Source organism: Saccharomonospora iraqiensis subsp. paurometabolica YIM 90007 (assembly GCF_000231035.2).
GTDB lineage: Bacteria > Actinomycetota > Actinomycetes > Mycobacteriales > Pseudonocardiaceae > Saccharomonospora > Saccharomonospora paurometabolica.
Window position 1 is genome coordinate 262,097 of sequence record NZ_KI912250.1, and the last position, 24,992, is coordinate 287,088.

Annotated in this window: 26 protein-coding genes and 1 pseudogene; 6 read left to right on the forward strand and 21 right to left on the reverse strand. The window is 71.9% G+C overall.

The features are described 5' to 3' along the window. From SACPADRAFT_RS28425 to SACPADRAFT_RS0217415, 4 genes are all read right to left on the reverse strand, one after another. The coding region (locus SACPADRAFT_RS28425; RefSeq protein WP_007023830.1) for an NAD(P)/FAD-dependent oxidoreductase at positions 1-664 on the reverse strand (664 nt) is incomplete at its 3' end. Next, a complete protein-coding gene (locus SACPADRAFT_RS0217405; RefSeq protein WP_007023831.1) occupies positions 661-861 on the reverse strand; it encodes a ferredoxin in 201 nt (66 codons plus the stop codon). The genes SACPADRAFT_RS0217405 and SACPADRAFT_RS28425, both read right to left, overlap by 4 nt. After that, positions 858-1,577, reverse strand: coding sequence for a TetR/AcrR family transcriptional regulator (locus SACPADRAFT_RS0217410; protein WP_007023832.1), 720 nt, complete (start codon positions 1,575-1,577; stop codon positions 858-860). Before SACPADRAFT_RS0217410 ends, SACPADRAFT_RS0217405 begins: the two co-directional genes overlap by 4 nt. Then, entirely contained in the window at positions 1,571-2,782 is a 1,212-nt protein-coding gene (locus tag SACPADRAFT_RS0217415; protein ID WP_007023833.1) for a cytochrome P450, read from the reverse strand. The genes SACPADRAFT_RS0217410 and SACPADRAFT_RS0217415 overlap by 7 nt, the downstream gene beginning before the upstream one ends. Before the next feature lie 131 nt (positions 2,783-2,913). Between SACPADRAFT_RS0217415 and SACPADRAFT_RS0217420 the strand changes: the two genes are divergently transcribed. Further along, positions 2,914-4,371, forward strand: coding sequence for an MFS transporter (locus SACPADRAFT_RS0217420; protein ID WP_007023834.1), 1,458 nt, complete (start codon positions 2,914-2,916; stop codon positions 4,369-4,371). A 117-nt stretch (positions 4,372-4,488) separates the two neighbouring features. On the opposite strand, the gene SACPADRAFT_RS0217425 is transcribed toward SACPADRAFT_RS0217420, so the two are convergent. The 4 genes from SACPADRAFT_RS0217425 to SACPADRAFT_RS0217440 all read right to left on the reverse strand — a co-directional run bounded on the left by SACPADRAFT_RS0217425 (position 4,489) and on the right by SACPADRAFT_RS0217440 (position 8,588). Next, positions 4,489-5,265, reverse strand: a complete 777-nt coding sequence (locus SACPADRAFT_RS0217425; RefSeq protein WP_007023835.1) for a maleylpyruvate isomerase family mycothiol-dependent enzyme — start codon at positions 5,263-5,265, stop codon at positions 4,489-4,491. After that, on the reverse strand, positions 5,262-6,089 hold the full coding sequence (locus tag SACPADRAFT_RS0217430; RefSeq protein WP_007023836.1) for a fumarylacetoacetate hydrolase family protein: 828 nt from the start codon (positions 6,087-6,089) through the stop codon (positions 5,262-5,264). The genes SACPADRAFT_RS0217425 and SACPADRAFT_RS0217430 overlap by 4 nt, the downstream gene beginning before the upstream one ends. Continuing rightward, the gene (locus tag SACPADRAFT_RS0217435; RefSeq protein ID WP_007023837.1) at positions 6,086-7,204 is read right to left on the reverse strand and encodes a cupin domain-containing protein; all 1,119 of its coding nucleotides are present in this window, start codon (positions 7,202-7,204) and stop codon (positions 6,086-6,088) included. Before SACPADRAFT_RS0217435 ends, SACPADRAFT_RS0217430 begins: the two co-directional genes overlap by 4 nt. Before the next feature lie 151 nt (positions 7,205-7,355). Next, the gene (locus tag SACPADRAFT_RS0217440) at positions 7,356-8,588 is read right to left on the reverse strand and encodes an FAD-dependent monooxygenase (RefSeq protein WP_007023838.1); all 1,233 of its coding nucleotides are present in this window, start codon (positions 8,586-8,588) and stop codon (positions 7,356-7,358) included. 119 nt (positions 8,589-8,707) lie between these two features. Here SACPADRAFT_RS0217440 and SACPADRAFT_RS0217445 point away from each other — a divergent pair, with 119 nt between their 5' ends. Continuing rightward, positions 8,708-9,460, forward strand: a complete 753-nt coding sequence (locus SACPADRAFT_RS0217445; RefSeq protein WP_007023839.1) for an IclR family transcriptional regulator — start codon at positions 8,708-8,710, stop codon at positions 9,458-9,460. Positions 9,461-9,497: 37 nt separating this feature from the next. Here SACPADRAFT_RS0217445 and SACPADRAFT_RS0217450 read toward each other — a convergent pair whose 3' ends face one another. Next, a complete protein-coding gene (locus tag SACPADRAFT_RS0217450) occupies positions 9,498-9,713 on the reverse strand; it encodes a type II toxin-antitoxin system HicB family antitoxin (RefSeq protein ID WP_007023840.1) in 216 nt (71 codons plus the stop codon). A gap of 11 nt (positions 9,714-9,724) precedes the next feature. Beyond that, complete coding sequence (locus tag SACPADRAFT_RS31650; RefSeq protein ID WP_157577200.1) at positions 9,725-10,036, reverse strand: type II toxin-antitoxin system HicA family toxin; 312 nt, start codon at positions 10,034-10,036, stop codon at positions 9,725-9,727. A gap of 36 nt (positions 10,037-10,072) precedes the next feature. Here SACPADRAFT_RS31650 and SACPADRAFT_RS0217455 point away from each other — a divergent pair, with 36 nt between their 5' ends. The 3 genes from SACPADRAFT_RS0217455 (at position 10,073) to SACPADRAFT_RS0217465 (ending at position 12,575) form a co-directional block, all read left to right on the forward strand. Continuing rightward, positions 10,073-10,342, forward strand: a complete 270-nt coding sequence (locus SACPADRAFT_RS0217455) for a metal-sensitive transcriptional regulator (RefSeq protein ID WP_007023842.1) — start codon at positions 10,073-10,075, stop codon at positions 10,340-10,342. A gap of 137 nt (positions 10,343-10,479) precedes the next feature. Continuing rightward, positions 10,480-11,907 (forward strand): MBL fold metallo-hydrolase, encoded by a 1,428-nt coding sequence (locus SACPADRAFT_RS0217460; protein WP_007023843.1) that lies wholly within the window; start codon positions 10,480-10,482, stop codon positions 11,905-11,907. An 86-nt stretch (positions 11,908-11,993) separates the two neighbouring features. Next, complete coding sequence (locus tag SACPADRAFT_RS0217465) at positions 11,994-12,575, forward strand: rhodanese-like domain-containing protein (protein ID WP_007023844.1); 582 nt, start codon at positions 11,994-11,996, stop codon at positions 12,573-12,575. 244 nt (positions 12,576-12,819) lie between these two features. Here the strand turns inward: SACPADRAFT_RS0217465 and SACPADRAFT_RS0217470 are convergent, their stop codons facing one another. The 5 genes and pseudogenes from SACPADRAFT_RS0217470 to SACPADRAFT_RS30745 all read right to left on the reverse strand — a co-directional run. After that, positions 12,820-13,398, reverse strand: coding sequence for a dihydrofolate reductase family protein (locus SACPADRAFT_RS0217470; RefSeq protein WP_007023845.1), 579 nt, complete (start codon positions 13,396-13,398; stop codon positions 12,820-12,822). Continuing rightward, positions 13,386-13,577 (reverse strand): hypothetical protein, encoded by a 192-nt coding sequence (locus SACPADRAFT_RS0217475; RefSeq protein ID WP_007023846.1) that lies wholly within the window; start codon positions 13,575-13,577, stop codon positions 13,386-13,388. Before SACPADRAFT_RS0217475 ends, SACPADRAFT_RS0217470 begins: the two co-directional genes overlap by 13 nt. A gap of 309 nt (positions 13,578-13,886) precedes the next feature. Next, entirely contained in the window at positions 13,887-14,714 is an 828-nt protein-coding gene (locus SACPADRAFT_RS0217480) for an SAM-dependent methyltransferase (RefSeq protein WP_007023847.1), read from the reverse strand. Between the two features lie 84 nt (positions 14,715-14,798). Beyond that, a complete protein-coding gene (locus SACPADRAFT_RS0217485) occupies positions 14,799-15,626 on the reverse strand; it encodes an SAM-dependent methyltransferase (RefSeq protein WP_007023848.1) in 828 nt (275 codons plus the stop codon). Positions 15,627-15,770: 144 nt separating this feature from the next. Beyond that, a pseudogene (locus SACPADRAFT_RS30745) lies at positions 15,771-16,947 on the reverse strand (molybdopterin-dependent oxidoreductase); the annotation flags it as partial. Positions 16,948-17,255: 308 nt separating this feature from the next. On the opposite strand from SACPADRAFT_RS30745, the gene SACPADRAFT_RS0217495 reads away from it, so the two are divergent. Beyond that, positions 17,256-18,380 carry a M23 family metallopeptidase gene (locus tag SACPADRAFT_RS0217495; protein WP_007023850.1) on the forward strand — a complete coding sequence of 375 codons (1,125 nt, stop codon included), beginning with the start codon at positions 17,256-17,258 and terminating at the stop codon, positions 18,378-18,380. Positions 18,381-18,492: 112 nt separating this feature from the next. Here the strand turns inward: SACPADRAFT_RS0217495 and mgtE are convergent, their stop codons facing one another. The 6 genes from mgtE to SACPADRAFT_RS0217525 all read right to left on the reverse strand — a co-directional run. Next, positions 18,493-19,824, reverse strand: coding sequence for a magnesium transporter (gene mgtE, locus SACPADRAFT_RS0217500; protein ID WP_007023851.1), 1,332 nt, complete (start codon positions 19,822-19,824; stop codon positions 18,493-18,495). Positions 19,825-19,901: 77 nt separating this feature from the next. Next, complete coding sequence (locus tag SACPADRAFT_RS0217505) at positions 19,902-22,232, reverse strand: heavy metal translocating P-type ATPase (protein ID WP_007023852.1); 2,331 nt, start codon at positions 22,230-22,232, stop codon at positions 19,902-19,904. A gap of 51 nt (positions 22,233-22,283) precedes the next feature. Continuing rightward, positions 22,284-22,499, reverse strand: coding sequence for a heavy-metal-associated domain-containing protein (locus SACPADRAFT_RS0217510; protein ID WP_007023853.1), 216 nt, complete (start codon positions 22,497-22,499; stop codon positions 22,284-22,286). A 71-nt stretch (positions 22,500-22,570) separates the two neighbouring features. After that, positions 22,571-22,852 carry a metal-sensitive transcriptional regulator gene (locus tag SACPADRAFT_RS0217515; protein ID WP_007023854.1) on the reverse strand — a complete coding sequence of 94 codons (282 nt, stop codon included), beginning with the start codon at positions 22,850-22,852 and terminating at the stop codon, positions 22,571-22,573. A 161-nt stretch (positions 22,853-23,013) separates the two neighbouring features. Further along, on the reverse strand, positions 23,014-24,150 hold the full coding sequence (locus tag SACPADRAFT_RS28430; RefSeq protein WP_007023855.1) for a DUF368 domain-containing protein: 1,137 nt from the start codon (positions 24,148-24,150) through the stop codon (positions 23,014-23,016). Positions 24,151-24,433: 283 nt separating this feature from the next. After that, on the reverse strand, positions 24,434-24,992 hold a 559-nt coding region (locus tag SACPADRAFT_RS0217525; protein WP_007023856.1), incomplete at its 5' end, for a class F sortase.

Consider the following 24,992-nt stretch of genomic DNA (forward strand, 5'->3'; position numbering starts at 1 on the left):
CGGTGACCCGGCCATCGCTAACGGCGAAGCCCTCGGCCCCGCTCCCGGGGCACACCCGCACCCCGTTCGCGGTGTGCAGCGCGGCGAGCCGGTCCGCGACGAACGGCCCGAGCTGATCGGTCATCGGGGCCGCCTGCGGCCCGGCGAGCGTCACGTCCGTACCGCCACCGCGCGCGGTGGCCGCGATCTCCGCCCCCAGCACACCGTCACCCACGACGACCAGCCGCGCGCTCCGGGACAACGTGTCCCGCAACGCGAGCGCGTCGTCCAGTGTGCGCAGCAGGTGGATCCCGGCGACCTCGGGCTGGCCCGGCAGACGCCGGGGCCGGACACCGGTGGCGAGCACGACCGCGTCCGCGCGGACCACCCGCCCCGAGGCGGTGTGCACCGCGCGGTCGGCCACGTCGAGCCCCACGGCCGCGTCGCCGTACGCGAACTCGGCATCCAGTGCGGACAGTGCCTCGGGTCTGCGCAGCCGCGCACGGTCCGGCTCCCACGCACCGCTGAGCACCTGTTTGGACAGTGGTGGGCGGTCGTAGGGCGCGTGCGGCTCGTCGGCCAGCAGGGTCAGCGTGCCCTCGTAGCCCTGGCGCCGCAGCGCCTCCGCGGTGGCCAGGCCCGCGGCCGACGCACCGACCACCGCGACCCGGGACGGGACGCTCATTCGGCTCCGGCCACCTCGATCGCCCCCGCGGGGCACATGTCGACGGCCTCGCGGACCGGGTCGTGCAGCTGCTCCGGGGGCTGCTCGTCGAGCAGGACGACGACGCCGTCCTCGTCGCGCTGGTCGAACACGTCCGGCACGAGCATCACGCAGGTACCCGCGCCACAGCATTTGTCCTGGTCGACCGCGACCTTCATCGGTTCTTCGTCCTTCCTGTCGGGTGTCCGCCGCCACGTCCGGTGGCGGCCGTGTCACCGGTGGGGGTCACCGGAGCCTGGAGGAGGCCGACCAGGGCGTCGACCAGCCCGACCGTGGCGTCGTGCCAACTCGCCCGGTCGGTGACCTCGCCGTCCGCGAGCGCGCGTTCCCGCTCGGCCCACATGTTCGTCATCAGCTGCCGGGCCATCCCGTCCCGCTCGGCACGCACGTGCGGCGGCAGGTGCGGCAGGCACCGGTTCAGACCGTCGATCACCTGCCGCAACGACGGTGCACCCAGCGACTCCTCCGCCATGATCGGGCGCAGGGCGGGGTCGGTCATCACCTGCGCTCCGAAGCGCGCGAACCAGGTCGGTTGCGGCAGGCTCGCCAGGTGCTCGCCGTGCGGGCGGACCAGGCACACCACCCAGTCGCGCAGCTCGGTGGACTCGCCCACCTCGGCCACCAGCCGCGTGCGGATGTCCTCGATCGCACCGATGTGCCGGCGCACGATCGCCCGCACCAGGTCGGCCTTGGTGCCGAAGTGGTAGCCGACCGCCGCGTTGTTGCCCTGCCCGGCGGCCTCACTGACCTGCCGGTTGGACACCGACGCCACGCCGTACTCGGCGAACAGCCGTTCCGCCGCGTCGAGGATCGCCTCCCGCGTGGTGTGCGCGCGCTCCGGCCGGGTGGCCCGGTCGGTCTCGGACCTCACCATCGCACGGGCACTTCCCCGAGGCCCCCCACGACGAGCCCGTCCAGCCTGCGCAGCTCGTCCACCGGCACGGCCGGCTCCAGGGTGGGCAGGCGGCGCAGCAACACCTCCAGCGTGGTCTGTAGCTCCGTGCGCGCCAGCGCCTGACCGAGGCAGGAGTGTCCGCCCGCGCCGAAGGCGAGGTGCGGGTTCGGGCTGCGGTCGAGCGTCATGTCGTCGGCGTCGGTGAAGAAGTCCTCGTCGCGGTTGGCCGAGGCCATGCTGCACACCACGGTGGTGCCGCTCGGCAGCACCGTGTCCGCGATCTCGAGGTCGTCGTCGAGGTGGCGCAGCATGCCGAAGCCGGAGTTCGCGTCGAACCGCAGTGCCTCCTCCACGGTGGTCCGCACCAGGGCGGGTTCGGCACACAGCCGCTCCCAGCGCGTGCGGTCGGCCAACAGCATGGCCACCATTTTGCCGATCATGTTGGCCGTCGTCTCGTGCCCCGCGACCAGCAGCGCCTGCCCGGTGGCCACCAGCTCGCCGTCGGAGAACGTGGTTTCGGTGTCCGTGGCGAGTTCGCTGAGCAGGTCGTCGCCCGGATCGGCTCGCATGGCCCGCACATGGGCGAGCATGTACTCGACGAACTCGGCCTGCGCCGCGTCGATCTCGGCCTGGGTGTACCGGGTCATGCTCAGCAGCGTGTCCGACCAGTGGGAGAACCGGCCGCGGTCGGAGTCCGGGACGCCGAGCATGTCGCAGATGACCCACACCGGCAGCGGGAACGCCAGGGCCGACTTGAGGTCGGCCGGTGCGCCGTCGGCCACCATGGCGTCGATCAGTTCGTCCGCCTTCCGCTCGATGCGCGGGCGCAGGGTGGCCATCCGCTTCGCGGTGAACCAGCGTCCGATCCGCTGGCGCCACCGCTGGTGCTCGTCGCCGGACTGCGGGATCGTCGCGGCCATCTCGGTGTTGAACTCCCCGCCGGACTCGCTGTCCGCCACCCGCGCGCCGCCACCGCCGGGCAGCGGCCGGGTGAACCGCGGGTCGGACAGGACCTGCTTGACGTCGGCGTGCCGGGTAACGAGCGTCGCCTCGTCCCCGCTGGGCAGCCGCACGGTCGCGGCCGGGCAGCGGCGGCGCAGGTCCGCCCACTCCGCGGGCGGATCCAACGGCCCCGCGCTCCGCATCGGATAGCTGAGTACCTGACCACTGTCGCCGTCGACCATCACGACCTCCCTTGTCACCCGTGTCGCCGCCCATCCTCCGGATGCTGCTACGTTAAGTCAAGCGCTTGATTTAATCGGTTCGTCACCGTCACCGGCGAATCGTGCCCCCGACGAAGGGAAGGTCCGCTTCCATGTCCACCGCGCTCACCGCGGAGCCCCGGACATCGGCGCCCCCGACCGGTGTCGTCGTGCCCGTGCTGGCCTTCGCCGGGATCGTGGTCTCGCTGATGCAGACCCTGATCGTCCCGCTGGTCGGCGACCTGCCCCGGTTGCTGCACACCTCGGCGGGCAACGCGGCCTGGGCGGTCACCACGACGCTGCTCGCCGCGGCGGTGGCCACCCCGGTGATGGGTCGGCTGGGCGACATGTACGGCAAGCGACGCATGCTGCTGCTCAGCATCGGCCTGCTGGTCGCCGGGTCCGTGCTGTGCGGGCTCAGCGATACGCTCGCCCCGATGGTGCTGGGCCGCACCCTGCAGGGGTTGGCGGCCGGGGTGATCCCGCTCGGCATCAGCATCATGCGCGACGAACTGCCCGCCGAGCGGCTCGGCTCGGCGATCGCGCTGATGAGCGCCTCCCTCGGCGTGGGCGGTGCGCTGGGGCTCCCCCTGGCCGCGCTGCTGGCCGACCACGCCGACTGGCACCTGCTGTTCTGGACCTCGGCCGGACTCGGCCTGATCGCCGGAGTGCTGGTGGCGACCCTCGTGCCCGAGTCGTCCGTGCGGACCGGGGGGCGCTTCGACCTGGTGGGGGCCCTGGGGCTGTCCGTCGCGCTGGTGTGCCTGCTGCTGGTGATCTCCCAGGGCGCCGCGTGGGGCTGGACCTCGCCCCGCACCCTCGCCTTCGGCGCCACCGCGGTGGTGGTGCTGCTGGTGTGGGGCTGGTGGGAGCTGCGCTCCCGCGCGCCGCTGGTGGATCTACGCACGAGCGCACGGCCGCAGGTACTGCTGACCAACGCCGCGTCGGTGATCTTCGGCTTCGCGATGTTCGCGATGTCGCTGGTGCTGCCGCAGCTGCTGCAACTGCCCGAGGAGACCGGCCACGGGCTGGGCCGGACCATGCTCTACGCCGGACTCGTCCTGGCCCCGTCCGGGCTGGCGATGGTCTCCATGGCACCCGTCTCGGCCCGGATCTCGACGGCGGCGGGTCCCAAGGTCACGCTCATGGTCGGTGCGACGGTGGTCGCCACCGGCTACGGCGTCAGCCTGGTGCTGATGTCGTCGGTGTGGGAACTCGCCCTGGTGTCGGCGATCGTGGGCACCGGCATCGGGCTCTCCTACGGGGCGATGCCCGCCCTGATCATGAACGCCGTCCCGGTGCACGAGACGGCCGCGGCGAACAGTCTGAACACACTGATGCGCTCGATCGGCACGTCGACCTCCAGCGCGGTGACGGGTGCCGTGCTGGCCCGGATGACCGTCCCCCTCGGCGACACGAGCGTGCCGTCGGAGACCGGCTTCCGGATCGTGATGGGGATCGGCTGCCTCGCCGCCCTCGTCGCGCTCGGGATCGCGGCGTTCATCCCCGGCCGCGGCCGGGCGGGCACGACCGGGGACGGCCCGGCCGACACCGCTGCCGCCTCGTCCTGATCCGGCTCGTCCCGAGCCCATCCCGGACGACCTCGGCCCACCGGGCCGCCGGTTCGTCGGCGGTGCCCGGTGGGCCGGGAATCTCGTGGTGCGTGGTGTCCGGACGCGACGTGGCGGTCAGAACCAGCGTGGGATCGTCGGGAGTTCGTCGCCACCGTCCCGGGTCAGCCCGCGCGCTCCCCGCCCGGTGACCCACCGGACGAGGTCCGGCAGCGCGCCGGAGACCCGGGTGCCGCCCGCGCCGAGGACGGTCTCCGACCGTCCGTGCGGCGCGAGGACGAGATCGACCTGCTCCCCGCGCCGCTGCCAGAACCGCAGCACGTCGGCGAACAGTTCGTCGAGCAGGTCCTCCGGGAAGTCCCGCGTGCTCGCCCCGGTGTCCAGGTCCAGCGCGTGCATCCACACCTCGCGGGTACGCATCCACGCGGTCTCCCGCGCGGGCACGAGCCGCCCCTGCGCGGTGCGCACCTCGGCGTCCCACGCGGCGTCGGGCAGGTCGCGCCACTCGACGTTCAGGTGCGTCTCGGAGTGCGCGAACAGGCTGCGCAGCGCCCGTGCGGGCAAGGTGGCCCCCGCCTCGATCTCGGCGCCTCGTTGCTCCGGCGAGGCGTACATCGGGGTTTCGACGCCCGTGCGCGCCCACTCCAGCAGCCGGGTCACCGCGCGGGCGTTGTACCCGACGTGGGCGATCACCTGCCGCCGGGACCAGCCCGGCAGCAGACTGGGCGCGTCGAGCTCGGAGTCGGCCAGCCCGGCCAGCTCCCGGGCGAAGTAGGCGGTACCCCGCCGCGCCCAGGACAACTGCGTGGCCGGGGCATTCGGCGCGTCGTACCGCGCGCCGGCCCCCTGCCGCCTGCGCAGCTCCTCGCGCGCCACGTCCTCCGGGGTGCTCATTCCGGCACCCGCTCCGTGGCCGCGACGTTGACCAGCTCGCCGATGCCGTCGACCGACGTCGTCAGCGTCTGCCCCGCCGACAGGTACCGCGCGGGGGTGCGGGCGTGCCCGACGCCGCCGGGGGTGCCGCTGGCGATGACGTCCCCGGGGGACAGCGTGACGATCGTGGAGAGGTAGCGCACCAGCTCCACCGGGTCGAACACGAGGTCGTCGATCGTGGTCCGTTGCACCTCGTCCCCGTCCACGCGGGTCACCAGCGCCGCGTCGGAGGGCACCTCGTCCGGGGTGGCCAGCACCGGGCCGAGCGGCGTGCTGTTCTCCCAGGTCTTGCCCTGCAGCCACTGCGGCGCCCGGTACTGGTAGTCGCGCATGGTGACGTCGTTGAGCACCGAGTACCCGGCGATGGCCGCACGCGCCTCGTCGGCGGAGGCCCGCCGCACGCGACGACCGAGCACGACCGCGAGTTCGCCCTCCCAGTCGACCTTGTCGGACTCCGGGGGCAGCTGGATCTCGTCGCCCGCCCCGATCAGGGCCTCGGCGTACTTCGCGAACAGCGTCGGGTGCTGCGGCAGGTCCCGGCCCATCTCCAGGATGTGGTTGCGGTAGTTCAGGCCGATGCAGATGATCTTGCCCGGGGTGGGGACCACCGGGGCCACCTCGGCCGTGCCGAAGTCGTGCCGGGCACCGTCGGCGGCGGCCGCCGCGTCGAGGCCGCCGTCCCGCAACAGCGCCCCGACGTCCGGGTGTCCGGTCTCGACGGCCGTCGTGCCCTCGACGCGCACGGCGGCGGTCGTGCCGCCCCGGCGGATGGTCGCCAGCCTCATGCTTGCTCTCCTTCGGTGTGGATCCGGTTGAAATGCAGACGCTCCATGATCGGGGCGTCGGAGAAGCGGAACAGGTCGAACTGCTGCTCACCCTGCAGCGAGCACTCGGCCCAGGACGGCACGACGAACAGGTCGCCCTTCTCCAGCGGGTGCTCGACGCCGTCCAGCACGACCCGGCCGCGCCCCTCGAACACCTGGAACACGCTGGAGCCGACCTCCCGCCGGGCCGGGGTGGCCGCGCCCGCGCGCAGGCGGTGGAACTCGGCGCGGATCGTCGGCATGACGTCGCCGCCGGTGGTGGGGTTGACGAACCGCACGGCGGCGTGGCCCTGGTCGACCGTGGCGGGCTGGCCCTCGTCCTCCAGCAGCAGCTGCTGGGTCAGCGCGGCGTCGGTGTGCTCCCAGCGGTAGGCGCCGATCGGGGACGACACCGTGTTCCGCAGGCCGGAGAGCGGCCGCAGCCCGGGATGCGCCCACAGGCGCTCGCTGCGGGAGAAGTTCGGTGTGGAGTAGTCGGTGACCCGGTCCGCCCCGAACTCGAAGAAGCCGACGTCGGTGTAGTGCGAGAACGGGATGTCCAGGCCGTCCAGCCACGCCATCGGCTGGTCGGTCTCGTTGTGGTGGCCGTGGAAGTGCCAGCCCGGCGTGAGCAGGAAGTCGCCGCGCGACATCCGCACCGGGTCACCGTCGACCACCGTCCACACCCCCTCGCCCTCCACGACGAAGCGGAAGGCGTTCTGGGCGTGCCGGTGTTCGGGGGCCGTCTCCCGCGGCCCGAGGTACTGGATCGCCGCCCACAGGGTCGGGGTGGCGTAGGCGCTGCCGTCCAGGCCGGGATTGGCCAGCGCGATCGCGCGGCGTTCCCCACCGCGCCCGACCGGAACCAGGTCGCCCGCCTGCTGCGCGAGGGGGTAGAGCGACGACCACCGCCACACGTGCGGCACGGCCCGGGGTTTCGGGGTCATCGGCATCAGGTCGCCGATCTGGGTCCACAGCGGAACCAGGTGTTCGTCGTCGAAGTCCCGGTAGAGCTGGTCCAGCTCGGGGCTGTCTTCCGCGGTCATCCGGTTGTCGACCGAGTCGTGGTCGATCTCCTCACCCGGGTTCACCGACATAACGTCTCCTTCGTCGTCCTCGGTGTCACAGTGCGCCTACTCGCTGTCCGCCTCGTCCCGCCCGTCCCGTGGGTTGCCGTGAAGGGCACATTCCCTGCGCGGGACGCAGCGAGGGGCACATTCACTGCATGTGGCGCAGGAAAAGTGCCCTTCACGACACCCCTCCCGCGGGAGGGGTGGTGGAGGTGGGCAGGGTCGGCTCGTCCACGGGGCGGTACAGCCAGTCGACGAGGTGGTAGTCGTGGATGTCGCGGCTGCGGAAGACCTCGTCGCGCAGGAGCGTGGAGACGTGGTCGTCCACGTGCCAGATGTCGCCCCAGGTCCGGGCGCGCTCCTGCACCGTGCCCGCGAACTCGACCCGCTCCCGTTCGTAAACCTCCAGCGCTCGGGCGAGGTCGCCGGCCGACCAGGGTCCGTCACCGAGACCGGACAACGGCCCGGCCAGCGCCACCCCGTCCAGCAGCGACTGCCCCGCGCCCTGCGCGAGGTACTGCAGCATCGGGTGCGCGGCGTCGCCGAGCAGGGTGATCCGGCCCTTGGTCCAGGTCCCGATCGGCCTGCGGTCGTACATCGGCCACCGGTTGTCCCGCCGCAGCGACGGGATCGCCCCGCGCACGCCCGCACACATGCCCGCGTAGGTGCGGTCCAGCTCCTCGGGGGTGCCCCAGTCCTGCTCGCCGTCGAGGTACTCCTGGCTGCGGAACACCGCGACCTGGTTGTAGAGCCTGCCCGCGCGCACCGGGTACTGCACCAGGTGCAGGCCGGGACCCATCCAGACCGCGACGTCGTCCAGCGACGAGCGCCGGTCGACGTCCTCGACCGGCACCGCACCCCGGTAGGCCACGTAACCGGAGCAGATCGGCTCGTCGTCGACGAGTTCGGCGCGCAGCGTGGAGTGCAGCCCGTCCGCGCCGACGACCAGCTCGCCGGTGAACTCGGCACCGTTGTCGCAGCGCACGACGACGTCCTCGCCCCGATCCCGCACCCCGCTGACGTGGTGGCCGGTGTGCAGGGTGATCCCGGGCTCCGCCTCGGCCGCTTCGAGCAGGGCGCGCAGCAGGTCACTGCGGTGCAGCACCAGATACGGCCCGCCGTAGCGCTCGCGGGCATCGGCGAGGTCGAGATGCGTCAGTTCCTCGCCGCTGGCGGCGTTGCGGAACACCAGCCTGCTGGGCGCGAGGGACAGCGGCAGGATCTTCTCCAGTACGCCGACCTCGTCGAGCAGCCGGGTGACGTTCGGGGCGAGCTGCAGACCCGCCCCCACCTCGCCGAACTCGGGCGCGCGTTCGAGGACCCGGACCCGCACACCCCGTTGGGCGAGCATCACCGCCGCCCCGAGGCCACCGATCCCCCCTCCGGCGATGATCACTTGATCCGTGGGCATGACCTTCTCCTCCAGACCTGGTCGGCAGCCACCGCGGACGGTCGTCCCGGCACCGCCGTGCTGCCGCAGCAGCCTAGGCAGTGTTTTGCATTGCGCAAAGATGCCGATACAGTTTTTCTGTGGAGCAGAAAGACGAGCCGTACCGCGTGGAGTCGGTCGACCGCGCACTGACCCTGTTGACACTGCTGGCGGAGCAGGGCGAACTGAGCGTCACCGAGGCGGGCCGCGCACTGGGGGTCACCCCGTCGACGGCGCACCGGCTGTTGTCCACGCTGCGCCATCGGGAGTTCGCCGTCCGCGCCGAGGGCCGTCGGTACGCACCCGGACCGGCCCTGCTCGGGCTGACGGAGCGGGACGGCGTCCGCCCGCTGTCGGCACGGCTGCGCCCGTACCTCGAACGCCTTTTCGACGCCGTCGGCGAGACCGTGCACCTGATGGTCCGCACGGGCGCCGAGGTCCATTTCCTGGACGGCATCGAGGGACGCCGACCGTTACGCGTCGGCCTGCGCACCGGCGTGCGGATGCCCGCGTCCCGCACCTCCGGCGGCAAGGCCATGCTCGCCGACCTCGACCCGGCCGAGGTGGACACCCTGGTGGCCACCGCCACGCACGGGGAACCGGACTCGGCGGCCACCCTGCACGGCGAGATCGCCACGGTGCGCCGCACGCACTACGGCATCAACCACGACGAGAGCGAGCCGGGTGTGACCGCGCTCGGCGCCTCCGCCGGGACCGTGGACGGACGGCACGTGGCGCTGTCCGTGGCCCTGCCGACCGCGCGCTTCGCCACCGTCGACACCGACCCGCTGATCGCCCACCTGCTGGAGATCCGCACCGACCTCCGCCACACCCTCGGCGACGCGAAACCCTGACCGACACCGTGCCCTGTGGTCGGACCTGCTTGCCCTGTCAGGCCGCGATCGTGGTGGTTCCGACGGTGGTCGGCTCAGGCGCTGCGATGCCGTCCTCGCGGAGCCCTTCCAGGTGCAGCCGTACAGCGTCGACCATCGCGGTGACAACCTCGCTGTAGGTGTCCCCCAGTGCGACACATCCGGGCAGATCAGGCGCCCACGCCCCGTATCCACCGTCGCCTGTCCGCTCGACGAGAATGACGTAGTCGCTCACGTTGCCTCCGCTCACAGCCGCGCCTGCCTCAGGATGCTCCGCTCCAACGCCGGCGACAAGAAGTCTCGACTCACCTTGCCCGGAATGGTCACACGCCCAGGCTTCGTCGGATGCTTGTACTGACGGTGACTACCCCGCGTCGTGACGAGGAACCACCCGTCTTCTTCGATCAGTCTAATAATCTCACCGACCTTCCGTGGCACCGATCTCCTCAGTTCGTGACCTACCACTGGATTCGCTATCACGCTACACCCTCCTGCGCCGGGGGAACATCTCGAGCCGTTGTCGCGTTCCGAATGCCGGGATTCGCAGGCTGAACACATACCCCCTTGGGTATTATCGAGTCGGAGGTGATTGCCATGGAGCTGAGGCCGGAACTGACCGGGGACGCGCTCACGCGCCTGCGTCGTGCGCAGGGCCAACTGGCCGGAGTGATCGAGGCGATGGAGGAGGGTGGCGACTGCGCCCAGGTCCTCACCCAGCTGGCTGCCGTGTCCCGCGCGCTGGACCGGGCCGGATTCAAGATCGTCGCCAGCGGGATGCGGTACTGCGAACAGGCCCGCGAGAACGGCGACGAACCCGAGATGACCGAGCAGGAACTCGAACGACTGTTCCTGTCCTTGGCCTGACGGACCCCGCCCGGGAATAGGTGGACGTCGACACGCGTCTGATACCCCGGGGGGTATAGTCGTCGGGAGACGGCAACCCCGGGGAACCGACCCGGCGCCGAGACGGACAAGCGCCGAGACGAGAAGAAAGGGCGTGGATGATGACCGCGCAGACAGCGCAGCAGCATCAGCTCGCGGGCGGACTGGCCGTCGAGGTCGTGGAGACCTCGTCGCTGGGCGACCGCAGTTACCTGGCCACCGACGGCGACGTGGCCGTGGTGGTCGACCCGCAGCGGGACATCGACCGGGTGGTCGCGCTCGCCGGCCGACTCGGTGTGCGCATCGCGTTGGTGCTGGAGACCCACGTACACAACGACTACGTCTCCGGCGGCCTGGAACTGTCCCGGTTGACCGGCGCCGAGTACGCACTCTCCGCCGAGGACGAGGTCCCGTTCCACCGTCGCGGGCTCACCGACGGTGAGGTCGTCGACGTCTCGGACCGGCTGCGGGTGCGGGCGGTGAAGACGCCGGGACACACCTACCACCACCTGTCCTACGTGCTGGAGGGCTCGGCGGGGCCGGTGGCCGTGTTCACCGGCGGTTCCCTGCTCTACGGCACGACCGGGCGGACCGACCTGGTCAGCGAGGACGACAGCGAGCCGCTGGCCCGGCATCAGCACGCCTCCGCCCGCAAGCTCGCCGACATGCTGCCGCAAGCCACCCACATCTACCCGACGCACGGGTTCGGCAGCTTCTGCTCGGCCACCCAGGCCGAGGGCGACTCCGGCACCATCGGTGACGAGCAGCAGAACAACCCGGCGCTGACCCTGGCCCGGGACGAGTTCGTCGAGCAGACCCTGTCCGGCCTCGACGCCTACCCGGCCTACTACGCGCACATGGGCGTGCAGAACGCCCAGGGGCCCGCGCCGATCGACCTGCGGGCGCCGACCCAGGCCGACCCGGACGAGCTGCGGCGCAGGCTGGAGGCCGGGGAGTGGGTCGTCGACCTGCGCTCCCGCAAGGCGTACGTGCGCTCGCACCTCGCGGGCACGATCAGCCTCGGCCTGGACGGGCCGATGGTGACCTGGCTCGGCTGGATGATCGACTGGGGTGCCCCGATCACCCTGCTCGGGGAGACCTCCGAGCAGGTGGCCACCGCTCAGCGGGAACTGGCCCGGATCGGCATCGACGAGTTCGCCGGCGCGGCCACCGGCACGCCGGAGGAACTGGCGGCCGACCGCGCCCAGCTGGCCCAGCTGCCGACGGCCACGTTCGTCGACCTCGCCAAGGCCCGCAAGAACGGCGGCGCGGACGGCCTGCCGAACCCGGACGTCGTCCTCGACGTGCGCACGAACAACGAGTTCAACTCCGCGCACGTCACCGACGCGGCCCACATCCCGCTCTACGAGCTGAAGGACCGTGTCCAGGAGCTGCCCGCGGGCGCCGTCTGGGTGCACTGCGGCAGCGGGTACCGCGCGGCGGCGGCCGCCTCCGTGTTGGAGAGCGCCGGCCGTGACGCCGTCCTCATCGACGACCTGTTCGGCAACGCCGCCGACTCCGGCGTCGAGCTGACCCACGGGTCCTGACCCCGACCGACCGAACGACCGACCGAACCGGACACCGCGGACCACCACCGTCCGCGGTGTCCCCCTGTGGGAAACGAAAGGAACATATGTCGACCTCCGCATCTCCGACCACGCTGGACACCTCCGGCCTGAGGGAACTGCTCGACAACGGCTCCGCGGTGCGCGTCATCGACGTGCGGACCCCGGGCGAGTTCGAGGCGGTGCACATCCCCGGCTCGGTGAACCTGCCGCTGGACGTGCTGCGCGCCCAGGACAACCTGACCGTGCGGCACGACGAGCCGATCGTGCTCGCGTGCGCCTCCGGTGCGCGTGCCGAGCAGGCGCGGAACCTGCTGGAGTCCTCGGGTGCCACGCAGCTGCGGGTGCTCTCCGGCGGTGTCTCCCGCTGGGAGCAGGACGGCGGGACCGTCGAGCGCGGCAGCAACGTGTGGCCGATGGAGCGCCAGGTGCGGCTGACCGCCGGGCTGCTCGTGCTCACCGGCGTGCTGAGCAGCATCGCCTTCGAGCCGCTGAAGTGGATCGCCGGGTTCGTCGGCGGCGGCCTGACCTTCGCCGCGCTGAGCAACACCTGCGCGATGTCCAAGGTGCTGGCACTGCTGCCGCACAACCGGCCGAAGAAGGCCACGGACCCGCAGAAGGCGCTGCCCACCCTGACGGACCGGCGCTGAGCGGACCGGACCGGGCGGCCGACGTCCGGACACCCGGCCGCCGCGACGCTTGACCGGTGAGGAGGCCCGTCACGCATTCCGCGTGGCGGGCCTTCGTCTGTCCGGCTACATCACGGGTGGTGAAGTCCCGCCGATCGGGACGACCCGGTGGAGCCGGACGAGAACCCGCGCCGGGCCGTCGGTCAGCGGGTGCCCCGGTCGGCGTCGTCGGTGCGGGCCGGGTAGGGCGCGTCGATGCGTCGCCTCACCCACCACACCGGTAGGTGAGGTGCAGGACACCGCTGCGGAACACCCGCGTGTCGACGAGGTCGAAGCGCTCGGGGGCGAACCCACCGTCGAACAGCGGGATCCCGTCCCCCACCACGACGGGATGTAGCTTGACGATCAGCTCGTCGATCTCGGGACGTAGTGCCGCGGCGAGTTTCCCGCCGCCACAGAGCCAGATTCCTGTCCCGTGCTCCCGCTTGAGTTCACGCACCGCGGGGACCGGATCGCCGCGCACGAGCTCGACCGTCGGATCCGGACTCGCCGTCATCGTCGTGGAGAACACGAGGCTGCGCAGGTGGCGGTAGGCGTTCGTGACGCCCTCGCGCAGGCCGATCTCGTAGCTCCCCCGCCCCTGGAGCACGGTGTCGAACCTGGTGTTCTCCACGTCGGTGAGGCCGAGCAGCGGGCGGACGTGGCTGGGAACGATCTCGGGGTACTCCTCGACCAGCGACGCGGCATGGTCGCCTTCGTCCAGGAAGAAGTCGGGATTCCCGCCGCCCGGGTCGGTGATCCGGCCGTCGATCGTCGACGCCACGAGATAGGTCAGTTCGCGCACGGAGCATCCTCCCGATCGAGTAGTGCCTCGGCCACGTCCGCCGCCGCGGCGGCTCCACCCGCGGCGCGCAGGGCGGCACGGTGCTCGGCCAACCGGGCCGCCACGTCCGGCGAGCCCTCCACCGCGGACACGGCGTCCCGCAACGAATCCGGCGTCACCTGCTCCAGAGGCAGATGCACCGTGTCCGCGCTCCACCAGCTCGGCGAGCACGGGCAGGTGAGGGTTGTGGTGGCCGTGCGCGCCGACGGCGACCATGAGGAAATGTGCCATGTGAACTCCGGTTGTCCCTGCGGGTGGATACGGCGGTATCGCTGTTCGCCGGCAGGACGAACAGCGGAGGATCGCCATGGCCGTTCGCCTGCGGGACGAACGGCCATGCGCGGCGCGCTCACCTCAGAGGTACAACTGGTACATGCCACCGGAAGGTAGTCCGGGCAAAGCCCGGCCGCGAGCGAATTTCCGGCCGGGGCCGGAGTGGGGCTCCGCGGTCAGGGCTTGTGGGCGAGGCCGCCGAGCATGAGGTGTTCCTCCGGCCACGGCTCCCGGGTCGCGGGGCCGTCCGGCCACCACTCGTGCAGCTCCACCAGTCCCGGCGGGAGCGGCTCCAGGCCCCCGAACAGCGCCCCGATCGCGTCCCGGCCGCGCCACCAGCCGGTGCCCATGCCGGTCTCCCACACCGTGCGTTCCAGTTCCACCGCACGGCGGTGCAACTCGGGGTCCTCGTCGCCCGGGTCCCAGAAGTGGGTCAGGGTCACGTACGAGCCCGACGGCAGCGCGTCGACGTACTCCCGCATGATCGCGGCCGGGTCCTGCTCGTCGGAGACGTGGTGCAGGGTGCCGATCTGCATCAGTGCCACCGGCCGCGTCAGGTCGAGAGGCGCGGTGACGCCCGGGTGCGCCAGCAGGGCCTTCGGCTCGGTCAGGTCGGCCTCGACGAAGTGCGTGCGGTCGTTCTCCTCCAGCAGCGCACGCCCGTGCGCGTTGCACACCGGGTCGTTGTCCACGTACACCACCCGCGCCCGCGGATTGTTCTGCTGGGCGACCTGGTGGGTGTTCTGCACCGTCGGCAACCCGCTGCCGAGGTCGAGGAACTGGTCGACTCCGACGACGTCGGCGAGGTAGCGCACCACGCGGACGAGGAAGGCCCGGTTCATCCAGCCGACCTCGGCCTGATGCGGCACCACCTTTTTGACCTGCTCGTAGACCGCCCTGTCCACAGCGTAGTTGTCCTTACCACCCAGGAAGGCGTCGTAGACCCGGGCGATACTCGGTCGCGTAGTGTCCAGCTCGGCCGACGGTGGACGCTCGTCCCGCATGCTCACTCCTCTTCGATCACCGACGGTCAGTGACCGGCCACCCTGCCATGAGCCCGGCCGCGCGGGGAACGCACGGCCCCGGATTCACGGCTTGTAAGCGAGGCCGCCGAGCATGAGGTGCTCCTCCGGCCACAGCTCCCGGGTCGCGGGGCCGTCCGGCCACCATTCGTGCAGCTCCACCAGCCCCGGCGGCGACGGTTCCAGGCCCCCGAACAGCGCCCCGATCTCCCCACGACCGCGGAACCAGCCGGTGACCATCCCGGCCTCCCCCATCCGACGCTGCGCCTCGTCCGCGACCCGGTGCAGGTCCGGGTTCTCGTCGCCCGGATCCCAGAAATGGGTCATCGCCACGTACGAGCCCGACGGCAGCGCGTCGACGTACTCCCGCATGATCGCGGCCGGGTCCTGCTCGTCCGAGACGTGGTGCAACGTGCCGATCTGCATCAGCACCAGCGGCCTCGACAGATCGAGATTGCCGGTCACCTCCGGATGGGCCAACAGCTCCTTCGGCCCGGTCAGGTCGGCCTCGACGAAGGTCGTCCGGTCGTTCTCCTCCAGCAGCGCACGCCCGTGCGCGTTGCACACCGGGTCGTTGTCCACGTACACCACCCGCGCGTCCGGACGGTGCGCCTGGGCGACCTGGTGGGTGTTCTGCACCGTCGGCAACCCGCTGCCGAGATCGAGGAACTGGTCCATCCCCACCTGCGCGGACAGGTACCGGACCACGCGGACCAGGAAGGACCGGTTCATCCACGCCACCTCGGTCTGGTGCTGCGCGATCGCGTTGACCTGCTCGATCACCTGCCGGTCCACGGCGTAGTTGTCCTTGCCACCGAGCCCGGCGTCGTAGACGCGGGCGATGCTCGGCCGTGTGGTGTCGATCCTGGTCGAGGGAGGGCGCTCGTCCGGCACGGTGGGGACTCCTCGTCGCTGGCGGTGGCACTCGTCGATGATCAGCACCACTCTGCCACAACCGCGAGTCCCCACCCCATACCTGCGAGTCCCCACCCCATACCCGCGAGTCGCCACTCCATGCTTGCGAGTCGCCACTCCATGTTCGCGAGTTGATGCTCTCAGTGGACGGGACCGTGCGGTCTTCGTCCGGGTGTGGAACTGGTACACCGTGCGCCCGCCACTCGGCCGTGGGAGCCTCCGGCGGCGGAAGGTACGGGGCGTGCCGCAGGAACGCGCGGCCGTCGGGCTGCGCCGCGCGGTACCGCTGAGGTCCGACCGCCGCGCCGGTGACGAGGTCATGCCCGAAGCTCTCGCACACCTCCGGGTCGGAGGGAAACACGCCGTCGGCGTAGAGCCGGTCACACCCGTCGGGGTGTTCCTCGTTGCACGGCCACGGGATTCCCGTTCCCGCCCGGAGTTGCGCGTAGGACAGTCCGGTGTAGTCACACAGCCTGCCGCGGGTGCACTCCTTCCACGCCTCGAAAGCGCCCTCCGGATCGCTCCACCGGATCAGCGGACCGCCCTCGTCGTCCCGCAGGTTCATCCGCCCGGCGTAGTCCAGGAAGATGTCCAGATCGCTGCGCGCCGCACCGGGTGGGTCGACGGCCTTGTCCGAGAGGTGCACGGTCCGGTTGACGTTGGTGTAGGCGCCCTGTTTCTCGCCCCAGAACGCCGCGGGCAGCACCACGTCGGCGTACTCGGTGGTCTCGGTGCAGAACCCGTCCTGCACCACCACGAACAGGTTCGGATCCCGGAGGATGTCGCGCACCCGGCCCCTCGGCCACCGCCGTGCGCCGCGGGTCGACGGCGACGACGCGGGGCGGGTCGGCGCCCGCGATCCGGTCGAGCACGCGGGTCCACAGCACCGTCTGGGTCTCCGGCATGTTGTGCCCGAAGCAGCACAGGGCGGCACAGCTGTCGATGTCGGTGTAGCTGCCGGGCTGGCCGTCCGAGCCGAAGCTCTCCTTCATCGCGGCCGCCGCGGTCGCGGTGCACAGCCGGGTGTTGCCGTCCATGTGCGGGGTGCCGAGGCCCCTGCGGGCCGAGCCTGCCGTGGTTGACCACGTCTCCCGCCACGCCGCGCACGCCAACCGTCCGGCCGCCGACGACGGCGATGTCGCACGCGCACCCGTTGCTGCACAGGACGCACGCGGACCGCACCCAACGCTCCACGTCGTCCCCGGTGACCCCGTCGTCCAGTGTGCTCCACGCGCACGGGCCAGGCCGTGTCCCGGGCGAACGGCGTCCGGGTGTCCCACACGTGGCTGATGCGGTCCATCCGTGTCCCGTACCCGCACAGCCGCGCGTTGCCCGGACACACCGGGATTCGACCCGTTCGGGCCTCGGGTCCTCTCCCCCACGTACGCCGCTCCGCGAACACCCGGCACCCCGATGACCAGCAGAGAGTATGCAGTCAAGCACCGACACGGGATCTGGCGCTATTCCGTAACCGAATCGTTGTGGCAAGCGTCAAGTTTTGTGGAGTGCCCCGCGCGCCGCTGCGCATAGTCGCGACAGCCCCGAACCCGGGTGTCCGTCGGCCCCCCACCGACGGCCACCGTTTCCCCGACATCATTGGAGTCGCACATGTGTGCGCGTCACCAGCTGAAGCGTGCTGCCCCGATGGCCCTGCTCGCTTCCCTGACGCTCGTTTCCACACCTGGCGTCGCCGTCGCGGCCACGGACTCCCAACCCGCCCAGCCGCGTGTGGCCCAGGTACAGCAATCGACTACCACCAAGGCCCAGCAGCCAAACCCGGACGCTCCGCTGGAACAGCGGATCGCCTCCGCCGAGCGGGCGCTGCAGCAGGCCCGCGACCGCGAGGCCGCCGCACGGGAGGAGCTCGACGCCACCGTCGCCGCGCACGAGCGGGCGACCGGCAGGGCCGCCGAGGCCCAGCAGCGCGTCGACGACCTCGGGACGGCGATCCAGCAGACCGAACAGCGGCTGGACGAGGCCGCCCAACGCGCCGAGCAGTTCGCGGGCAGTGAGTACCGCTTCGGCAGCCTCGTCGGCCCGGTCCTCGGCTACCTCAGCGCCGACGAGGACGAGCGGGCCGGGACGTCGCTCAACGTGGCCGGCAACAGCAGCGCGGATCCGACCGGCGACCTCACCGACCGCCTCGAGGCGCAGCAGGACGCCGAACAGGCCGCGCAGGCGAAGCTGAAGCAGACCCGCAACGCCGAGAAGAAGGCCGCCAACACGCTGGCCGACGCGGAGAAGGCACACGGCGCCACCGTCGCCGACCTGGACGCCGCCCAGGCCCGGGTCGACGAGCTCGCCGCGGAGAAGGCCGCCCGGACACCGGGTGGTGCCGCCGCACCGGCCGCCGGTGTGGTGCAGCCCGCCCAGGGTGAGTTCACCTCCGGGTACGGCGCCCGCTGGGGCAGCTCGCACCTCGGCATCGACGTCGCCAACGACATCGGCACGCCGATCGTCGCGGCCCACTCGGGCACGGTGATCTCCTCCGGCCCGGCGAGCGGCTTCGGGCTGTGGGTGCGCGTCCAGCGCGACGACGGCCTGACCACGCTCTACGGCCACATCAACGAGACGCTGGTCTCGGTCGGCCAGCGGGTCGAGGCGGGCCAGGAGATCGCCAAGATGGGCAACCGCGGCCAGTCCACCGGCCCGCACCTGCACTTCGGTGTGGTCGAGAACGGCCAGAAGATCGACCCGCAGGAGTGGCTGGGCCGCTTCGGCCTGCGCTACTGATCCTGCGCCGGGACGTGCGGGCCGCCTTCGCCGCCACGGACGCGGCGGGGGCGGCCCGCAGCACCATGTCGCGGGCGCGGTGCCGGGGTACCGGCACCGCGCCCGTCTCCGTTCACAGCCCGAAGACGAACCGGGCCACGAGGAAGTAGATGACCAGGCCGGTGGCGTCGACGAGCGTGGTCACCAGCGGTGCGGAGATCACGGCGGGATCGATGCCCACCCACCGGGCCAGCAGCGGCATCGTCGCGCCGATCGTGGCCGCCCAGGCGCACACCAGCACCAGGGACACGGCCACACTGGCCGCGACGGTGAACTCGACGATCACCGTCCCGATCACCAGGCCCACGACGGCGAGCATGGCCCCGAGCAGCAACCCCACCCGGCACTCCCGCCAGGCGACCCGGGGCACGTCCCGGGTGCGGACCTCGCCCACGGCCAGGGCCCGCACCGCCGCCGTCGCCGCCTGGGCCCCCGCGTTGCCGCCCGTGCCGACGAGCAGGGGGATGAACAACGCCAGCGCCGTGATGCGCTCCAGCGTGCTCTCGAAGAACTGCAGCACGTTCACCGTCAGGGTCGCGGCCACGATGAGCAGCAGCAGCCACAGCGCCCGCGACCGCGCCAGCGCCACCACGCTCGCCGACATGTAGTGCCCGGTCCACGGGGTCGCGGCCGACTGGCGGGCGAAGTCCTCGGTGTCGGCGGCCTCGATGACCTCCAGGGCGTCGTCGATGGTCAGCAACCCGAGCACCCGGTCCTCACTGTCCACCACCGGCAGCGCCAGCAGGTTCGCGTCCTGCATCAGGCGCGCGGCCTCCTCGACGTCGTCGGTGGCCCGCACCCGCGGGGTGAAACCGTCGGCGATCTCGGCCACGGGCAGGTCCGGGGGGCTGAGCACCAGGTCCCGCAGCGAGACGGTGCCGAGGAAGCACCGCCGTTCGTCGATCACCGGGAGGGTGTAGACGGTCTCCGCGTCGGGTCCCCGTTGCCGCACCACCCCGAGCGCCTCGTCCGCGGTGAACCGGTGCCGCACCGCCACCGTCTCCGGGCTCATGTACCGGCCGACGGTGTGTTCCGGATAGCCGAGCAGCGCGGCCGTCAGCCCGCGTTCCCGCGGGCTCAGCCCGGCGAGGACGTGCCGGGCGAACTTCGCGGGCGCCTCCCCCAGCAACCGCGCGCGGTCGTCGGGATCCATCCCCTCGACGACGTCGCGGAAGGCCCGGTCGCGGAGCCCGGAGAGCACCTTGTGCTGGTCGACGGGGTCCAGCTCCTCGAACACCGTGAGGGCGCGGTCCTTGTCGAGCAGCCGGAACAGCAGGACCGCCTCGACCTCCTCGGCACGGGCCAGCTCGTCGGCGATCTCGTACGGCGCGTGTTCGGCGAGCCACCGTTCGAGCCCGGCGATGTCGTTGCTGCCGAGCAGTTCCCGGGGAACCTCCGCGGTCATGTCCCTCCCCTCGCGTCCCCTCGCGGGTACCACGCGGTAAACGCGCTACCCGCGAGGGGACGTCGGAGGGACCGTTCTCAGCGGAACGTGCGCAGCCGCAGGCTGTTGCTGACCACGAACACCGAGCTCAGCGCCATCGCCGCACCCGCGATCATCGGGTTGAGCAGCCCGGCCGCCGCCAGCGGCAGCGCGGCGACGTTGTAGGCGAACGCCCAGAACAGGTTGCCCCGGATGGTGCCGAGGGTGCGCCGGGACAGCCGGATCGCGTCCGCGGCCACGCGCAGGTCACCCCGCACGAGCGTGAGGTCGGCCGCCTCGATCGCCACGTCGGTGCCGGTGCCCATGGACAGGCCCAGGTCCGCCGCGGCGAGCGCGGGGGCGTCGTTGATGCCGTCGCCCACCATCGCCACGGCCCGCCCCTCGGAGCGCAGCCGCTCGACGACGGCGACCTTGTCCGCGGGCAACACCTCGGCGATCACCTCGTCGATGCCGACCTCATCGGCCACGGCACGGGCCACGGCCCCGTTGTCCCCGGTGAGCAGTACCGGGGACAGACCCAGCTCCCGCAACCGGGCCACGGCCTCGGCGGAGCCGGGCTTGACCGTGTCGGCCACGGACAGCACCGCCCGGACCCGGCCGTCGGCGGCCACGACGATCGCGGTCCGGCCCTTCTCCTCGGCCGCGGCGCGGACCTCGGCCAACTCCGGTGGCAGCTCCAGGCTCCACCGTTCGAGCAGGGCGGGCCGTCCGACGACGACCGCGGTGCCGTCCACGACCCCCTCCACACCGAGGCCCTCGACGGCGGCGAACTCGTCCACCGCGGGCAACTCACCGGCCCGTTCGGCGGCACCCCGGGCCACGGCCGCCGCGACGGGGTGTTCGGAGGCGTTCTCCAGCGCGCCCGCCAGCCGCAGTACCCCGGTGGGGTCCTCACCGTCGGCCGTGTGCACGTCCACCAGTTCCATCCGGCCGGTGGTCACGGTGCCGGTCTTGTCGAGCACCACGGTGTCGATCCGCCGGGTCGATTCGAGCACCTCCGGCCCCTTGATCAGGATGCCGAGCTGGGCACCCCGCCCGGTGCCGACGAGCAGCGCCGTCGGCGTGGCCAGCCCGAGCGCACACGGGCAGGCGATGATCAGCACGGCGACCGCCGCCGTGAACGCCGCCGACGCGGGAGCCCCGGTGACCAGCCAGAACGCCAGCGCGCCCAGGGCCAGGGCGATCACGATCGGCACGAACACCCCGGAGACGCGGTCGGCGAGCCGTTGCACCTGCGCCTTGCCGGTCTGCGCCTGCTCGACCAGCCGCGCCATCTGCGCGAGCTGGGTGTCCCGGCCGACCTTGGACACGCGCACGATCAGGCGCCCGCCCGCGTTCACGGTGGCGCCGGCGACCGTGTCCCCCGGTGCCACCTCCGCCGGCACGGACTCGCCGGTGAGCATGCTCTCGTCCACCGCGGAGCTGCCGTCCTCGACGACCCCGTCGGTGGCGATCTTCTCGCCCGGCCGGACGACGAACCGGTCGCCGACCGTGAGCTCCGCCACGGGCACCCGCTGCTCGACGCCGTCGCGCAGCACGGAGACGTCCTTGGCGCCGAGTTCGAGCAGCGCGTGCAGGGCGGCTCCCGCGCGCCGTTTCGCCCGCGACTCGAAGTAGCGTCCGGCCAGGATGAAGGTGGTGACCCCGGCCGCCACCTCCAGGTAGATGTTCGCCCCACCGTCCGCGCGTTCGATCGTGAACTCGAACGGGTGGGTCATCCCCGGCACCCCGGCGCCGCCGAACAGCAGCGCGTACAGCGACCACAGCAGCGCCGCGAGGGTGCCCATGGAGATGAGCGTGTCCATCGTCGCGGCGCCGTGCCGCAGGTTCGTCCACGCCGCCCGGTGGAACGGCCACGCCGCCCACACCACGACCGGCGCGGCGAGGGTGAGCGAGATCCACTGCCAGTACGTGAACTGCAGCGGCGGGACCATGGCCAGCAGGATCACCGGCACGGACAGCACCACCGCGCCGATCAGGCGCTGCCGCAGCGAGCGCAGGGCCGTGTCGTCGCTGTCCGCCTCCGCGTTCGCGGTGAGATCCCCGGACGTGCCGCCGCGCACGGCGGCACCGGTCCCCCCTGTGGTCGTGGTGTTCCCGGTGTCGGCCGGGGGCGGCGGCAGCGCGGCCGAGTATCCGGCCGCCTCGACCTGGCCGATCAGCGTGTCCGGGGCGACCCCGTCCGCGTAGCTGACGGTGGCCTTCTCGGTCGCGTAGTTGACCGTGGCCTGCACCCCGTCCAGCTTGTTGAGCTTGCGTTCGACACGGTTGGCACACGACGCGCACGTCATCCCGCTGATCGCGAGTTCCACCTCGTGCCGGGGTGCCTCCGTCGACACCGATCCGCCGTCGGTGACTTCCGACGTCATCGCGCGCTCCTCCCTGTCGGCCTGCCGTCCGGGCTCGTGGCGCCCGGGTGGTCAGGCGCTGAGCTCGTATCCGGCTTCCTCGACGGCCGCACGGACCGCCCCGCTGTCGACCTCGCCCCGGCTGCGGACCGTCACCCGGCCACTGGCCAGGTCGACGTCGACGTCGGTCACGCCCGGGACCTCCCCGACCTCCTCGGTGACCGAACGGACGCAGTGCTCGCAGGTCATTCCGGTGACCGTGTAGGTCGCCTCGGTCGTCGCCGTCATCGCGGAACCTCCTTCGTCACCGCCGATGTGGCGGCGGTCGTCGTGTGTGTCGTTGCGGGGGACCGGTCGCCTCAGGACCGTACGAGCCGCGCGATCGCCTCGCTGGCCTCCCGCACCTTCTCGTCGGCGACGTCACCGCCCTCGGTGAGTGCCTCGGCCACGCAGTGCTTGAGATGGTCGTCGAGCAGGCCGAGCGAGACCGACTGCAGCGCCTTGGTCACGGCCGAGACCTGGGTAAGCACGTCGATGCAGTACTCGTCGTTCTCCACCATCCGCTGCAGGCCACGCACCTGTCCCTCGACGCGGCGCAGCCGCGCGAGAACCGCGTCCTTCTCCCCGGTGTAACCACGCATGGGCCGTCCCTTCGTGCCGTGTCGACACCGTGACACTATACCCATACCCCCTAGGGGTACAAGGCCAAGATGGCGCACTGTGACCAACCAACCCAGCGCACAGCGAACGGCCCCGCACACCGTCAGCGGGTGCGCGGGGCCGTCGGTGTGGGCGAGGCGACTCAGTCGGTGCGGTCGATGGGCTGTGTGTGCTCGACCGGCGGCATGCTCCGGATCGGCTGGGTGTGCTCGGCCGACGGATTCCCGGTGTGGCCCGGTGACGAACCTTCCGACGACGGCCTCTCCGACGACCTCTCCGACGACGGCCTGTCCGACGGTGCGGCCGCCGCGGACGCACCGTGCCCGGCGCCGGTGCGCATCCTGCGGTCGACGACGAGGAAGCCGGCGACCACCAGGAATCCCGCCGCGCCGAGGGCGAGCGACGGGCCGAGGTGCTCGCTGGGGGCCAGCAGGCCCCGGTCGTCGTCCTGCCACGGCCACAGTGCGCGCAGACTGCCCGCGAGCAGGCCCGTCAGCACCACCAGGGTGACGCGCTCCCTGTGTTCCAGCAGCCACTGCAGGCCCTTGACGATCGAGGCGAGCCCGAGCAGCGCCCCCAGCGCGAACAGCCCGAGATAGCCGAGGTCACGGTCGTTGACGGCCCCGAGCGTCGTCTCGTAGAGCCCGATGGTGAGCAGGATGAACGACCCGGACAGCCCGGGCAGCACCAGCGCCGACACGGCGATCGCCGCCGAGAACAACACGATCACCGGGTTCGTGCCGACATCACCGGGGGGAATGCTCACGATCAGGAAGGTCAGCACGGCGGCCGCGGCGCCGAGGCCCCAGTCGAACGGGCGCCACCGGGGTGGAGCGTCCGCTGCCGACGTGTCCCCCGCCGACGTGGGTGCGTGTGCCGCCAGCGAGAACGGCACCCACAGCGACGCCAGCACCAGACCGAAGAACAGCGCCCGCATCGGCACCGGATGGTCGGCCATCAACCCTTCCATCACCCCGGCGACCAGGACGACGGCCGCGAGCATCCCCACGAGCAGGGGCAGCACGACCCGCCAGTGGACCTGGCGGAACTCCTCCGTGGCGGAAGGGCGCCCCCGTCGGGTCACCGCCTTGACGCCCCCCGAGAGCAGATGGCCCGCCGAAGTGATCACGCTGTCGTAGACCCGCACCACCAGCGCCACGGTGCCGCCGCTGATCCCCGGCACGGTCTCGGCCGTACCGATCAACGCGCCGCGGACCACGTTCAGCGCCAGGGCGGGCCACGACACACGTGTGGCCGGACGAGGCGGGGACTTCGTCACGATCTGCTCCTCGGGTGTGCTCGCGCCCCGGTGCCCGGCCTCGCGGGCACGGTCCTTCCGGCGGGGCGGAAACCTGCGGTGAGTACGCGCGCACGTCGCGCGGCACGACCGCCATCGTGCCACGCGCGACATACCCGCCCCGACCGCCCGGTGCACCCCCGGCCCGGGGTTGCCGTGAAGGACCCCTTCCCCGCGTCACACGCCGTGAGGGCCCCCTTCCCTGCGGCACACGCAGCGAAGGGGGCCCTCACGGCACACACCACCCGATCCGGGCGGTGCGGCGTCACGCCGGTTCGGCGTTGACGATGATGTTGTCGGTGTAGCTGTGTTCGGCGTCGTCGAACACGCCGCCGCAGGTGATCAGCCGCAGCTCCGGACCCTCGGTGTTGCCGTAGACGGCCTCGGTGGGGAACTCCTCCTTGGGCACCCGCTGCGAGTCGGTGACCGTGAACGTCAGCCGCCGGTCGTCACTGCGGTGGACCCGGATCTCGTCGCCGGGTTCCAGGCGGTGCAGGTCGTGGAAGATCCCCGGATCGCCGTAGCCGTCGACGTGGCCGAGCAGGATCGCGGGGCCGTCCTCGCCCGGGACCGGGGACAGGCGGTACCACGCCGCCTGCATCGGCTCCCGCGCCGAGGGCACGGCCATCTCGCCCTCCACGGTCACCGCCACCGTGATCAGGTCCGAGGCCGCGCCGATCGCGGGGATCTCCACCCGGGTGGGCCGCAGGTCGTCGTACGGCTTGGTCACCTCGACCGCCGACGCCGGGGGCGGATCCGACCGCGGGGCGCCGCCCGTGCCCGCACCGGACGACGAGCACCCGGCGGCGAGGGCCACCGCGAGG